13 protein-coding genes are annotated in these 13,508 nt (G+C 47.8%); 6 read left to right on the forward strand and 7 right to left on the reverse strand.

The features are described from left to right. Positions 1 to 10: 10 nt before the first annotated feature. From IEX60_RS20460 to IEX60_RS20475, 4 genes are all read right to left on the reverse strand, one after another. Complete coding sequence (locus tag IEX60_RS20460) at positions 11 to 4,324, reverse strand: CusA/CzcA family heavy metal efflux RND transporter (protein WP_188753270.1); 4,314 nt, start codon at positions 4,322 to 4,324, stop codon at positions 11 to 13. Between the two features lie 136 nt (positions 4,325 to 4,460). After that, on the reverse strand, positions 4,461 to 4,784 hold the full coding sequence (locus tag IEX60_RS20465) for a DUF6660 family protein (RefSeq protein WP_188753271.1): 324 nt from the start codon (positions 4,782 to 4,784) through the stop codon (positions 4,461 to 4,463). Positions 4,785 to 4,884: 100 nt separating this feature from the next. Beyond that, positions 4,885 to 5,826: a PstS family phosphate ABC transporter substrate-binding protein gene (locus IEX60_RS20470; protein ID WP_188753272.1), complete on the reverse strand. Its 942-nt coding sequence runs from the start codon at positions 5,824 to 5,826 to the stop codon at positions 4,885 to 4,887. A gap of 29 nt (positions 5,827 to 5,855) precedes the next feature. Then, a complete protein-coding gene (locus IEX60_RS20475) occupies positions 5,856 to 6,593 on the reverse strand; it encodes a YggS family pyridoxal phosphate-dependent enzyme (protein WP_188753273.1) in 738 nt (245 codons plus the stop codon). Positions 6,594 to 6,841: 248 nt separating this feature from the next. Here IEX60_RS20475 and IEX60_RS20480 point away from each other — a divergent pair, with 248 nt between their 5' ends. The 3 genes from IEX60_RS20480 to IEX60_RS20490 all read left to right on the forward strand — a co-directional run bounded on the left by IEX60_RS20480 (position 6,842) and on the right by IEX60_RS20490 (position 9,383). Beyond that, the gene (locus IEX60_RS20480) at positions 6,842 to 8,185 is read left to right on the forward strand and encodes a sensor histidine kinase (RefSeq protein WP_188753274.1); all 1,344 of its coding nucleotides are present in this window, start codon (positions 6,842 to 6,844) and stop codon (positions 8,183 to 8,185) included. Between the two features lie 102 nt (positions 8,186 to 8,287). Then, a complete protein-coding gene (locus IEX60_RS20485) occupies positions 8,288 to 8,812 on the forward strand; it encodes a ferritin-like domain-containing protein (RefSeq protein WP_229717677.1) in 525 nt (174 codons plus the stop codon). 91 nt (positions 8,813 to 8,903) lie between these two features. Then, positions 8,904 to 9,383 (forward strand): CinA family protein, encoded by a 480-nt coding sequence (locus IEX60_RS20490; protein ID WP_188753275.1) that lies wholly within the window; start codon positions 8,904 to 8,906, stop codon positions 9,381 to 9,383. Between the two features lie 53 nt (positions 9,384 to 9,436). Here IEX60_RS20490 and IEX60_RS20495 read toward each other — a convergent pair whose 3' ends face one another. Both IEX60_RS20495 and IEX60_RS20500 read right to left on the reverse strand, forming a co-directional pair. Continuing rightward, positions 9,437 to 9,922: an SRPBCC family protein gene (locus IEX60_RS20495; protein WP_188753276.1), complete on the reverse strand. Its 486-nt coding sequence runs from the start codon at positions 9,920 to 9,922 to the stop codon at positions 9,437 to 9,439. Between the two features lie 2 nt (positions 9,923 to 9,924). Further along, on the reverse strand, positions 9,925 to 10,284 hold the full coding sequence (locus IEX60_RS20500) for an ArsR/SmtB family transcription factor (protein ID WP_229717678.1): 360 nt from the start codon (positions 10,282 to 10,284) through the stop codon (positions 9,925 to 9,927). 481 nt (positions 10,285 to 10,765) lie between these two features. Here IEX60_RS20500 and IEX60_RS20505 point away from each other — a divergent pair, with 481 nt between their 5' ends. Together IEX60_RS20505 and IEX60_RS20510 are read left to right on the forward strand one after the other, a co-directional pair. Beyond that, positions 10,766 to 11,125, forward strand: a complete 360-nt coding sequence (locus IEX60_RS20505; protein ID WP_188753277.1) for a DUF2200 domain-containing protein — start codon at positions 10,766 to 10,768, stop codon at positions 11,123 to 11,125. A gap of 8 nt (positions 11,126 to 11,133) precedes the next feature. Beyond that, on the forward strand, positions 11,134 to 11,616 hold the full coding sequence (locus tag IEX60_RS20510; protein WP_188753278.1) for a GNAT family N-acetyltransferase: 483 nt from the start codon (positions 11,134 to 11,136) through the stop codon (positions 11,614 to 11,616). 95 nt (positions 11,617 to 11,711) lie between these two features. On the opposite strand, the gene IEX60_RS20515 is transcribed toward IEX60_RS20510, so the two are convergent. Beyond that, entirely contained in the window at positions 11,712 to 12,248 is a 537-nt protein-coding gene (locus IEX60_RS20515) for an NADPH-dependent FMN reductase (protein ID WP_188753279.1), read from the reverse strand. Positions 12,249 to 12,670: 422 nt separating this feature from the next. On the opposite strand from IEX60_RS20515, the gene IEX60_RS20520 reads away from it, so the two are divergent. Continuing rightward, positions 12,671 to 13,336: a ferredoxin reductase domain-containing protein gene (locus tag IEX60_RS20520; RefSeq protein WP_188753280.1), complete on the forward strand. Its 666-nt coding sequence runs from the start codon at positions 12,671 to 12,673 to the stop codon at positions 13,334 to 13,336. The last annotated feature ends 172 nt before the right edge of the window (positions 13,337 to 13,508 follow it).

Consider the following 13,508-nt stretch of genomic DNA (forward strand, 5'->3'; position numbering starts at 1 on the left):
TATCTTTATATTAATTGTTATTCAAATAGTTGTACCGGATAACCGATTGGTTATACTGGTTAAGTGCATCCAGATAGCTGTTGCGGATGCCCACCGCCTGGCTGATAAACTGGCTGAGTTCGGCGAAGCCGATTTCCCCCGCATTGTAGCTCAGGGTGGCGGCAGCGATAATTTCATCCGCCTGCGCAAGGCCGGTCGTTTCGTAAAATCGGACCATGGACTCGCTTCGCTGGATTTCGGCTACCACAGTGTTCCGTTGGGTTTCCAGCTGTTGGACCTCATAGGAAAGCTGTGCTTCCGCGGCTTTCATCCCCGCATCGGCTTCGCGTATCCTGTTCCGGTAGGCACCTGCGCCGAAAATGGGAAAGGCTGCCGTCACCGAAAAACCGGTAAAGGGATCCTTGACTCCCCATAGCCGCTGGGAGAAAAACCGGCCTGAAAAGTCGGGCATCATGCGCTGTTTCTGCACCCTGACATCTGCCGAAGCAATGTTGACGTTCTGTTCCTGGAGCGCTATCAGTGGATGGGAAGCATCCATGCCCTTTGCCGATACCGGTAGCTTCTCCAGCTGTTCGGCCACGGGAAGCAGCCACCTGTTGACATCCAAAAGCATCATTAGCTGCTGCTGTTGCACCTGTATATCCTTGGCATTCTGTTCCTTCATTGCCCGGAGTTCCTTCATTTTTGCTTCCGCGGCAATCCTGTCGAGGCCCGGCGCATCGCCGGTTTCCACCCGGAGGCGGGTTGCCTCATACGTGGCCGTGTAGATACTGTCAAGGCGATCAAGCAGTGCCAGCTTGTCCTGCAGGTACCAAAGTTCATAATAGGCCGAACGGACATCACGGGTGATCGCCGCGTTGAGCGCAGCCGTATTCAGCTCGTGGTATTTGAATTGCTCGCGGAAATACGCCCTGCGTGCCGCGTACAGCCCCGGCCAGGGAAGGTCCTGTGATACGCCCACCTTGAGGATACCGACCTGATCGGACGGCCTGAAATCTTCGTTCTCGGCAAAGATGCCCGTCTTGGGGATATCGGCCGCGGTCCTGACGGCAAATCCCGCCTGATCGATCTCCGAGCGGTTCACCGCTAGGCCCCGGTTGTTTTTCAGGGCGGTGTCCACAGCCGCTGTTACGTTGATGCGTTCCTGCGCCTGTGCCGTGCCGCCCAGTCCAAACAGGACAAAAACAGCAAGTATCGCAGTGGATGGTTTCATGTGCATACGTATTTTACTGTTGAATAACAAATAGAGCAAAGGCAATACAAACAGTGTCAGGAAAGTGGCTGTTACCAGGCCACCAATGACGACCGTTGCCAGGGGTTTCTGCACCTCGGCTCCCGCACCGGTACCGATCGCCATTGGCAGGAAACCCAGGCTGGCTACCGTGGCGGTCATCAGCACCGGCCGCAGGCGGGTTTGAGTGCCTTCCATCACCCGCTGTACAACATCTGTGACCCCTTCCTTCGCCAATTGGTTGAACGTGCCGATCAGGACGATGCCGTTGAGCACTGCCACGCCGAACAGCGCAATAAAACCGATCCCGGCGCTGATACTGAAGGGCATATCCCGCAGCACTAGGGCAAACACCCCTCCAATCGCGCTCATCGGGATGGCCGTGAAGATCAGGATCGCCTGCTTGAAGGATCCGAATGTAAAATAGAGTAACATAAAGATCAATAGCAAAGATGCCGGCACGGCTACCATCAGTCGCCCGCTGGCCTCACGCAGGTTCTCGAACTGCCCCCCATAGGTAAAGTAATAGCCGGAAGGCAGCTTGACTTGTTGGTCAAGCTTGGATTGGATTTCTTCCACGACGCTCTCTACATCCCTGCCCGATACGTTGAAACCCACCACAATTCGGCGCTGGCCCTGCTCGCGGCTGATTTGGGCCGGGCCGAGTTCATAGCGGATATCGGCCAATTGCGAAAGCGGAATCTGCGTTCCCGAAGGAGTCGACACCATCAGGTTATTCACATCGTCGATATCCGCACGGTGTACGCTGTCCAGCCGCACCACCAGGTCAAAACGCCGTTCATCTTCAAAAACCAGACCCGCGGCCTTGCCTGCAAAGGCGGTGCTTAGCACGTCGTTGACCGCTTCCACATCCAAGCCATAACCAGCCAGCCTCGTACGGTCATATTCCACGTTGATCTGCGGCAGTCCGCCTACCCGTTCTACCGAGGGAGCGGTGGCACCGTTGACCGTCTGTATGACCCGGCCTACCCGCTCGGCATATGCAGTGAGGGTATCCATATTTTCGCCGAATATCTTGACGGCTACATCCTGACGGATGCCTGTCATCAATTCGTTAAACCGCATCTGGATCGGTTGGTTTTTTTCGAAAAACACACCCGGAATCACTTCCAGTGCCTCCATCATGGCATCGCCCAGTTCATCGTACGAGCGTTTCGTCTTCCATTCATCCTTCGGCTTCAGGATCACCATCATGTCGGTCGCCTCGGGGGGCATGGGGTCAGTAGGCACCTCAGCGGCGCCAGTCTTGCCCACCACCATTTTCACCTCGTCAAACGACCGTAAGATACGGGAGGCCTGCATGGAGGTTTCGATGCTCTGCTCCAGGGAGCTTCCCTGCGGCAGGATGCAGTGAAAAGCAAAGTCGCCCTCCTGCAACTGCGGGATGAACTCTCCGCCCATGCCACGAAACACCCATAGGCTGATGGCAAACAGAACCACGGTGATAGTGATTACGCTATATTTCAATCGGATAGCCTTCTGCAGCAGCGGCTGGTACTTACGTTGCAGCCACGCCATCACCCGATTAGAAAAGGATGCTTTGTTCATCGGTTTTTTGGAAAGGAATAGGGCCGACATCATCGGGATGTAGGTCATCGAAAGGATGAGCGCCCCGAAGATGGCAAAACTCACGGTTTGGGCCATCGGGGTGAACATCTTGCCTTCCACGCCGACTAGCGTGAGGATCGGGATATACACGATCAGGATGATGATCTCCCCAAATGCCGCACTGGTCCGGATCTTGGAGGCCGATACATGGACCTCCTCATCCATCTCCGCTTGCGTAAGCCTTTTGGTCGATTTGCGTAGGCCCAGATGATGCAGCGTCGCCTCTACAACGATGACCGCCCCGTCCACGATCAGCCCGAAGTCGATCGCCCCGAGGCTCATCAGGTTCGCGCTCACCCCGAATACCCGCATCATGCCAAGTGCGAAAAGCATGGACAACGGGATGGCGGACGCCACAATAAGGCCCGCCCGCAGGTTACCCAGGAAAAGCACCAGCACAAAGATCACGATCAGTGCGCCTTCGATCAGGTTTTTTTCCACCGTACGGATGGCCCTGCTCACCAGTTCGGTGCGGTCCAAATAGGGTTCGATCACCACATCATCGGGCAGGGATTGCTGGATGATAGGGATTTTTTCCTTCACCCGCTTGACCACCTCATTGCTGTTTTCGCCCTTGAGCATCATCACCACACCGCCCACCGCATCCACTTCGCCGTTGTAGGTCAGTGCGCCGTAGCGTACCGCACTGCCGAAGCGTACCTCCGCCACATCCCGGACGAATACAGGAACACTCCCCGGAATGTTCCTCACCGCGATTTTCCTGACATCATCCAGCGAGGTCACCAAGCCGATACCCCGGATGAAATAGGCATTGGGCTTCTTGTCGATATAGGCCCCGCCGGTATTCTGGTTGTTCGTCTCAAGGGCATTGAAGAGATCGGTGACCGATACACCCATCGCCCGCAAGCGGTTGGGATTGATGGCCACTTCATACTGTTTGAGTTCGCCACCGAAGCTGTTAATCTCAGCCACTCCCGGTGTGCCGCTGAGCTGCCGGCGCACAATCCAGTCCTGCATCGTGCGCAGTTCCTTGGCGTCGTACTTACCCTCGCTGCCCGGTTTGGGGTGAAGGATATACTGGTAAACTTCACCCAAGCCGGTACTTACCGGAGCGAGTTCAGGCGTTCCGATCCCGGCAGGGATCTGCTCTGCAGCCCCCTGCAGCCGTTCGTTGATGAGCTGCCGAGCAAAATAAATGTCCACGCCTTCATTGAATATAGCGGTGATCACGGAAAGCCCGAAACGGGAGATACTCCGCGTCTCTTCGATACCCGGCACATTGGCGATGGCGAGCTCAATAGGGAATGTTACCAATTGCTCCACTTCCTGTCCCGCCAAGGTCGGGCAGACCGTGATGATCTGTACCTGATTGTTGGTGATGTCCGGTACCGCGTCAATGGGTAGTTTCGAGGCACTCCAAACACCCCATACAATAAGTAACAGGGTCATCAGGCCAACAATGGCCTTATTTTTTATGCTGAATTTTATAATTGAATCGAACACGTTTGTTTTGATTAATGCAAACCACTTAATCTGTTCGTTTCCCATCTGCAACGGGAAAAAAGCCGATCACAGGCAGCTTACCTACACCCGTATCGAAGATACAGAGCAGGACTCCCCGGATCTGGAAAATCAGTTGTTATGCATTAATCTTGGGCGGTTGCCAGATGTTATGGATAAATGAAGGGGTAAAGGTAAAACGGTAAATAGGGTACTGCCACTCGGACAATGGAGCCGGACCGATCGCACCGTAATGCCATGAAAACTTGATAACAACGGGGGTGCTGCAGCAACCGCATGTGCAGAAGGGGCTGCAAAGGTCTCCGGTCGCACGTTGGTTTTCGTGTGCATGTGAACCGTTCGATTCATGGGTATGAACCGCGGTTTTAGCATAGCTATCCGCACAGGGCAGCATGGCTAATACCAGTAATACAGAGCCAAATATGAACCGTATCGTTTTCACAACGCTGCAAAAGTAATCAATCCATTCAAAAGCAACCGAAAGATATCACAAAAATGGTCCATCCAAATTAACTTTGCAATCGGGTTGCACGGTTCAAGAATCAGATGGGAATATAGCCACTCAATGCAATTAACTTTTTCCCCTCCTCCGTTTGCAGGTATTTATAAAGTTTGTGTGCCATGGCATCCGGATCCAGATCGCTCCGGATACACGCATACACTTCAGCCACAAGCGGATAACTGCCGTTGGAGATCGTTTTTTCAGTTGGAGTTACACCGTCTACTGCTAAAGTCTTTACGAGCGTGCGGTCACGGACAATTTGCTCTTTATAGTAATACACCGTATAACATAAGCTGTTCGGTTCAAACCGGACCCTATTGAATACCAACATCATGGAGCCCAGCATTTCCTCCTCCCATTTAGGCATGTCCAACCCATTCATCACCAGTGATTCCATCAGCTCCTGGCTGCCCGAATTCCGATTCCTTACGAACGGTATAATAGCCTCATTTTCTCCACCTACCTCCTGCCAGTTTGTGACATTCCCCATGTAGATGTCCTGGATCTGTTTGGTTGTCAACGAGCTGACCGGATTTGGGGGATTGGCAATGAAGATAAACGCATCAAGCGCAATAGGCGTTTCAATAATGGTAACTCCGGCCTTAGCAGCATGGGCCTTTTCATCGTCGGACATCTTCCGGGCAGAAAAGATAAGATCCGCCTCTTTATCGATCAAGTTAATGATGGAGTTGTGGGTTTGGGAGGTTTTTATGCGCTCAACGAAAAACTCTCTTGGAATATCGTCAAAATTCGGAAGGATGGCCCATGTGCCATCTAAATAAAGTTGTTGCTGCCAGGTGTATCGCCCTCCCAATAATTCTGCTGCCACTAAATAATGCAGCGGTTGTGTAGATGTGGATCCATCTACCTTCGGATAGTTTTCTGTGGTCAACCCATCGATCCTGAATACGGGCCGGGGTTCATCTTTTTTGCAAGAGATAAAAGCAACGATAAGAAGAAGTGCGAGTTTTCGTGTTATCATATAAAGAATATTTTTTGCAATTTAAACTTTTACCGTGAATGGGTTTCATTCCAATAATAACTATCCGGATAAATGCGTTGTCCGAAGATAGCAGTACCTACCCTGACGATAGTGGCCCCCTCTGCTATGGCGGTTTCCAAATCGCCGCTCATGCCCATTGACAACTCTTCCATCGCTACATCGGGGATTTTCTGTGCAATGATTTGTTGCTGGATTGTTTTGAGCAACCGGAAACATCTACGGACTTTTTCCGCCTCAGCACTAAACAGACCAATCGTCATTAACCCTTTTATTTTCAATGTATTTAACTGCGAAACCTGTGCTACCAATTCACTAGCACGATCGGGATTCACTCCGAATTTACTTTCTTCATACGACGTATTTACCTGTATCAAGACTTCTATTGTTTTATTTTCAAACTGTAATCGTTGGTGTAATTTTTCCGCCAGCTCCAGCCGGTCGAGTGACTGAATACAGGCTACATTGTATTTCAGAATGTCCTTGACTTTGTTGGTTTGCAAATGCCCTATGAAATGATTGGTATGTGGAACCTCTTTCAATGCCTCGTATTTTTCTCTGAGCTCCTGCACTTTGTTTTCCGCAATCAAGGTTTGCCCCGCCTGTAATGCAAGCTTAATGCGCTCGGCTGGAACGGTTTTGGTAGCCAACAGCAATTTCACTTCGTTGGGATCCCTGTTGTTCGTTATACAGGCATTATTTATACGTTCCTGGATAGCGGCTATATTCCGCAATATTTCTTCATTCATGCTTCTATAGGGTTCCGGATTGCGTCCAATAACGGGGATATACTGACTGCCCGTACTTTACCGGGTTTACCCTGACGTCTCACATCCGTCGATAGCTAAATTACAAAAAATCCATCGCGAAAACGAACGTTTATCCCCCCATCAGTTGACCGGTACCTGCTTATATAATGCAATGTGTTCGAGGTGTTGCAACTCATTCGATAAAAGGCTATCTTAACCGGAAATTTAAACATATTCTACCATCCCTAATGGCTAGGCATTACAGACCGTCCTACCTGTGGGCGAAACTCAAGGGATCCCCGAATGAATTCTCATTGCAGGGCAGGATATTCCATTCGATTTGCATTTTTGGGATGATAGGGTTGTTGATTTCCGCCCCTATCAATTATTCCCTTCACCAGTACGAAGCTCTTTACATCTTGTTCGTTGCCATCGCCTTACTCATAATTTTCTTTGTGTTATCCCGTGTCGCGAAGCGGGTAGAATTGGCAATTGGGATGTTCGGTGTGGCTATCAATATTTTTTTTGCACTTATTTTCTTATTCGCTGGAGGAATAAACGGCCCCAATTTGCTCAGTTTTTTGATCGCGCTATTCCTGATGATCATCATTTCATCCAGCAAACGGTCCAAAATGATGTGGTGTGCGATCAATATCTGCCTAATGGGCGGGCTGTTGTATGTACAATACCGGCATCCAAACTGGGTATCGTTTGAATATGAAAAACTGACGGACCGCCTATGGGATCATTGGTTCCAATACATTATCCTAGCTTCGGTATTGTACTACGGCACTTCCTATATCATCACCAATTATGAATTTGAGCGAAAGTCGGCTGCGGACCGCTCGGAATCGATACGCCAGCAAAACCTCGAAATCAGCGTGCAGAAAGAAGAGCTTGAACGCCTGAATGCAGAAAAAGACCGGCTGTTTTCCATTATCGCACACGATTTACGTGTTCCGGTGGGAAATGTGTACAACTATATGAACCTGTTGTTCGAGACGGCGCTGGAACCGGATAAACGTCAATATATCGAGCAGGAATTGAAAAAGCAGTTGGCGGGGACATCGGCAATGCTGACCAACCTGTTGACGTGGGCCCAGCAGCAGATTAAGGGGATCACCGTAAAATCCGAACCGGTGAATATACGCACCTGTATCCGCGATGCCCTGGAAATTGAGTTTGAAACTGCCCAAACCAAAGGAGTGAAACTGGAGTTGCCAGGCGAAGATGTGGTGGTCAGTACCGATCGATACGTACTCCAGATTGTTATCCGTAATTTGGTAAACAACGCCCTGAAGTTTACCGCGCCCAATGGTTTCGTCCGTGTGACGGCAGCGGCAACAGCGAATGCTATTGTTGTCGCCGTGGCAGATAACGGCCTGGGTATACCCGAAGAAGTGCAAGCCACGATATTTACCCTCCATACCGATCCTAAAACCGGCACACGGAATGAAAAGGGCGTGGGATTGGGGTTACTGCTGTGCAGAGGCTTAGCCGAAGCGCTGGGAGGAACACTCCGTTTTAAAAGTACATCCGGTGAAGGGACTACCTTTTCCCTGGAACTACCGGTGGAAAAAAACAACTATTAAAAAAAATATGTCACAAACATTCTTCACCTGCCGTTGTTGGTCATCTCGACACCCGGAACAAAATATCCGGCATGAACTGTTTACTTTTTAATTGAAAAAACTATGGCAAACAAAACGGAAAAATCGCAAAACATGCCCAACGGACACCTGCATGAATTGTTTGTGGATGAGCTGCGTGACATTCTCGGAGCAGAGCGCCAATTATTGAAGGGCTTGAAAAAAATGGCTTCCGCCGCCATCAGTGACTCGCTGACCCAAGCTTTTGAAAACCACTATGCGCAAACCGAAGGTCAGATCGAACGGCTAAAACAGGTCTTTCAATCCATCGGGCTGTCTGCCCGTGGAAAAAAATGCAAGGCGATGGAAGGCTTGCTAGAAGAAGCAGAAGAAATCATCGACAGCTTTGAAGACCAAACGAATCTCCTGGATGCCGCGCTGATTGCCGCGGCCCAAAAAGTGGAACACTACGAGATTGCCAGTTATGGTTGCCTGGTTACTTATGCTAAACTCATGGAGCACCGGGAAGCTGCAGAACTGCTCGGCGCAACACTTGCTGAGGAAAAGGAGACGGATAACCTACTCACGGATATTGCCATGAAGGAATCCAATACCGGACAAGCAGCATAAATGATCCAACAAATAATGCACAATCACCTAAGCGTCCCCACGTATCGGGGCCGCTTAGGTTTGCAACAGCCCGTACTCAAAAGCACAACGAATGCCATATCCAAAGCTAGCTGTTGAAGAGTGTGCACGGCGATTGGCTGAGAAACAGCTGACGATCTGCTTTGCCGAAAGTGCCACGGCGGGACAACTTGCGTATGCATTTTCGCAGACTGAATATGCGGGAACCGTTTTAAAAGGGGGACTCATCTGCTATGACGCCTGCCTGAAAGAGGACATACTCGCTGTCCCCGCTGAATTGATCGACAAATTCACACCGGAATCCATAGAAGTTACGCGGGAGATGGCCTTGCAGCTCGCAAATGTCATCCGGGCGGATCTTTTCGTCTCGGTGACCGGCCTGACCAAACCGGGAGGCAGTGAAACACCGGAAAAACCTGTCGGCACTATGTTTTATGTCGTTTTTTACAGGGGGGTGTTGCACGAAAAGCGGATCTTTTCGACCGGATCGCCCGAAGTGATTGTTTGGCATACCATCGAACAGATTGCCCGTACCATCAGCCAGATCGTTTAACCCGCCGGGTTTCAGGCATGCCATAAGGAAACTGTCCGCTGTACCCCCCTTTTTCATATCTCGGCAGTTAACTGTTGATTGAGTTTGTTAAACATCTTAATCCAGCTTTGATAAGCACCTGTTTTCTTCGCTTCCTCTTCGGAAACAGTTTGATGAATCGTTGCTTCTGTTTGATTTCCTATTGATTCAAAAGTCACCGTGGTAAGGATTTCGACAGGCCATTCTGCCGACTTTCCTGCTGTTAATGCGTCTGTCACATCACCACTTTCGTTCGAAAGCTGAGAGGTGAAAACCAGCTTTTTAGGTTGCAATATTTCCAAATAAGTACCGATAATCCAACAATCACCATGCAGCGGGTCATGAATGCAGGAATGGAAGTGCCCCCCTTTTTTGACTTCAATAAATTTGTATTCGATGGTGCATCCATCCGGAGCATACCAACGCTTGAGCTTTTCAGGGTCAGTCCACGCTTCAAAAACTACCCCGATCGGGGCATCAAACAAGTAGGTGATTAAAAGTTCTTTGTCTTGTGATCTCATATTTATTGCTTTTTTGTTTCAGCCAAAAAATTGTCCAATTTCTTAAAACGCTGGCCCCATAGCTTACGGGATGCGTTCACCCAATCAACTACTTCATCTAGTTGTTCCAGCCGAGCCTCACAAAATTGTTCCCGGCCTTTTTGAGTAAAAGAAATCATTCCGCATTCATATAGAACTTTGAGATGCTTAGCAATTCCCTGTCTCGTGATTCCCGAATCTTCTACGATTTGACCAATATTTAAGGGCCCACCCGACAACTTCTGAATGATCATTCTCCTAGTAGGATCTGCAATAGCTTGATAAACGTCTCGCCTTTCTATCATAATACAACCAAATGGTTGTACAACCACAAGCACAACCATTTGGTTGCAAAAAATTTTTGTTGATTTTTTTTAAGAATGCGGGACTGTGGATTAAAACTTACGTCCGTTTGCCATACTCGCGCATTTATACAAGTGATAATACTCGGGTAACAATTACCGTCATTTTCTTTGCTTGTGGTCTCCGAGACATAGCAATCCGATGTCAGCCGTTTGGCGGACTATAAGGACTGTTGCTTTTATTGAAAAAACGCCCCAGCGAAAAAGGCAAAGTTTTTAGATAATTCTAAACAACAAAATTGAATCATCAAATTTGTCTGTTTCGATCATTTTACCATCGGGTACAGATAGTTCCGGCAGAAATACGGCAAAAAAATTATTTTGGTACTAAAGTATGAACAGATTCTCTTTTTCAGATTTTAATTTTGCAGTAACGGTAAGACAGAAAATGCTGAACGGCATTGTTATTTCTTATTGTGTAGAAAAAGCAGAAAGATAATTCTGAAAATCAAAAATCATTGAAATGAATAGTAAAAATTACGAAAGAGTGCGTAAAATGTCTTTTGCAGGTGTCTATCCAGACTATATCGCAAAAGCAGAAAAGAAAGGCCGAACCAAAGCCGAAGTTGACGAAATTATATTTTGGCTCACAGGATATAACGAACAAACGCTGCAGCACCATCTTGATAATAAAACTAATTTTGAAGATTTTTTCGGAAAGGCTCCACAAATCAATCCAAATGCTTCGAAAATTACGGGTGTCATTTGCGGTTATCGCGTGGAAGATATTGAAGACAAATTGATGCGGGAAATTCGTTATTTAGACAAGTTGATCGACGAATTGGCGAAAGGCAGGGCGATGGAAAAAATTTTAAGGAAATAAACAACGTAATGATAAAAGGCAATGAAATAACGCTGCGACCGACGGAAATTACAGATTTGGAAGATCTCTTCCTCTTTCAACTTGACGATGACGCAAACTATTTAGCTGCTTTCACCTCAGAAGATCCCACCGATAAGCAAGCTTATTTTGAAAAATTCACTAAACTACTCAGTGACCCGACGGTCAATCAACAGACCATTCTGGCTGACGAAAACACTGTAGGCAGCATTGCAAAATTTGAAAGGAACGGCGAAGCTGAAATTACTTATTGGATTGACAAAACATATTGGGGAAAGGGTATCGCAACAACGGCACTAAGAGACTTTCTTTCTATTGAAACTATCCGACCCATTTTCGGACGGGTTGCATTCGACAATTATGGTTCACAAAAGGTTTTAGAAAAATGTGGATTTGTCAGGATCGGCTTCGACAAAGGGTTTGCAAATGCAAGACGGGTAGAAATAGAAGAATTTATCTATAGCCTAACATAGGTATTTAGATAACAACAAACGCTAACACATTCATTCGATGTTGATCTCAATTATCTCTCCTCTATTAGATCAACCTGTTTGCGAGATGCTTTTGTTTAGCGGCTTCTCGATACCGTCAGGTTCCGGAATGCATCGATAAACACCGTCAAACTATCTTCTATTTTGCGGTCTACGATCGTATTTTGATCATTTATTTTTTCTTTGATCCCTTTGATAAGCAGCGTTGTTTCCCGTATAAATACCGCCATCAGCGTCTGCATGATCAACTGCAGCTCCGCATGTCCTTTTTCCCCATTTGCCGAAGCGGTAATCAGCCCGGTTGGCTTGCCTGAAAATACGGTGGTGGAGACGCACCATTCCATGGCATTTTTCAGTCCGCTGGGAATGCTGAACACATATTCCGGGGTGCAAATCAGAATGCCTTCCGCCTTTTCAATCAATTCCCTGAAGTCCAAAACCGCTTTGGGCGTATCGTCAAGTGCCCGTTCCGGTTCAAAATGGGGAAGCGCTTTCAGGTTATCAAAAACGGTAACGTCGAAAAAACCATTTGTCAGGCTGACAAAAATGTCGATGAGCTTCCGATTGGAAGAATTTTGACTTGCACTTCCATTGATGGCGAGGATTTGTCCCATGTGCTAATTGCTTATTCTATCCGAAAAAGCATGGTTATCTCAACCATTGCTTAAAACTACACAAATAATTGGAAAACGACGGTTTATGTGCTGCGAAAACACCGGCATGTATTCGTCCCGTGACACCGTTGTTATGGCCGTTAGTATGAGGATATACAGGCTATCAGCAGAAATCTTTTTCTTCAGAAAGTGTATATTTGTTTACGATCGTCACTGCTTGTTATGCAACATTGGGAACTGCCTTTTTTCTGATCATTGCTTTCGTATATGCCTCCATGGGTTTCGGGGGGTGGTTCCAGCTATCTGGCGATTTTTGGTTTTTACAGCGCCTGGAAAAGCTCTATGACAGATCTGTTAAGCCATTTGTGCCGCGGAAATATGAAGGAATATTTAATCAAGAGGTATAATTTTACTATAAAGACATGGAAGAAAAACATATTGTCAAAATCTTGTCGGTTGAACCCTACACCCACAATGTAAAGCGGTTCCGGGTGGAAAAACCCGTTGGTTACACCTTTATTCCCGGACAGGCTACCGAGGTAACCATCAATAAGGAAGGCTGGCTGGACAAGCGGAACCCGTTTACCTTCACCTCGCTCAATGCGTGGGATTTCCTCGAATTTACGATCAAGATATATGATGAGCATAAAGAAGTCACGCATCAGCTGGGATTATTGAAACCGGGGGATGAGCTGATTCTGCATGACGTGTGGGGCGCCATCCAATACAAAGGGGAAGGAACTTTTATTGCCGGCGGGGCTGGAGTTACGCCATTCATCGCTATTTTCCGGCAGCTGTATCAGGACGGAATGATCGGTGCGAATAAATTACTTTGTTCGAACAAAACCGAAGCGGATATTATATTGAAGGACGAGTTCACTGACATGTTGGGTAGAAATTTCATCAACACAATCACGGATGACAATACCGCCGGTTATGACCATGGCCGTATTGACGAGGCCTATTTAAAGGATAAGATCCATGATTTCAACCAAAATTTCTATATCTGCGGCCCGGAGCCAATGATAGACTCCGTACAGCAGGCGTTGAAAAACCTGGGTGGATCGGCGATTACGGTGGAACTATGAACGCAGTAAATACAACTGAGTTAGTAACCTTAACAGTTAGCAGTAAATATGGACAGCAAAGCAGTACATTTTATGACGTAAAAATTCTAACCTGATGTAGACAAAAAAGCCCTCTACGAATGGTAGAAGGCTTTTTCTGTGAACCCACTGGTACAGAACTCGAACTCTTTTT

This window comes from Parapedobacter defluvii (assembly GCF_014642075.1).
In the GTDB taxonomy this organism is placed as follows: Bacteria; Bacteroidota; Bacteroidia; order Sphingobacteriales; family Sphingobacteriaceae; genus Parapedobacter; species Parapedobacter defluvii.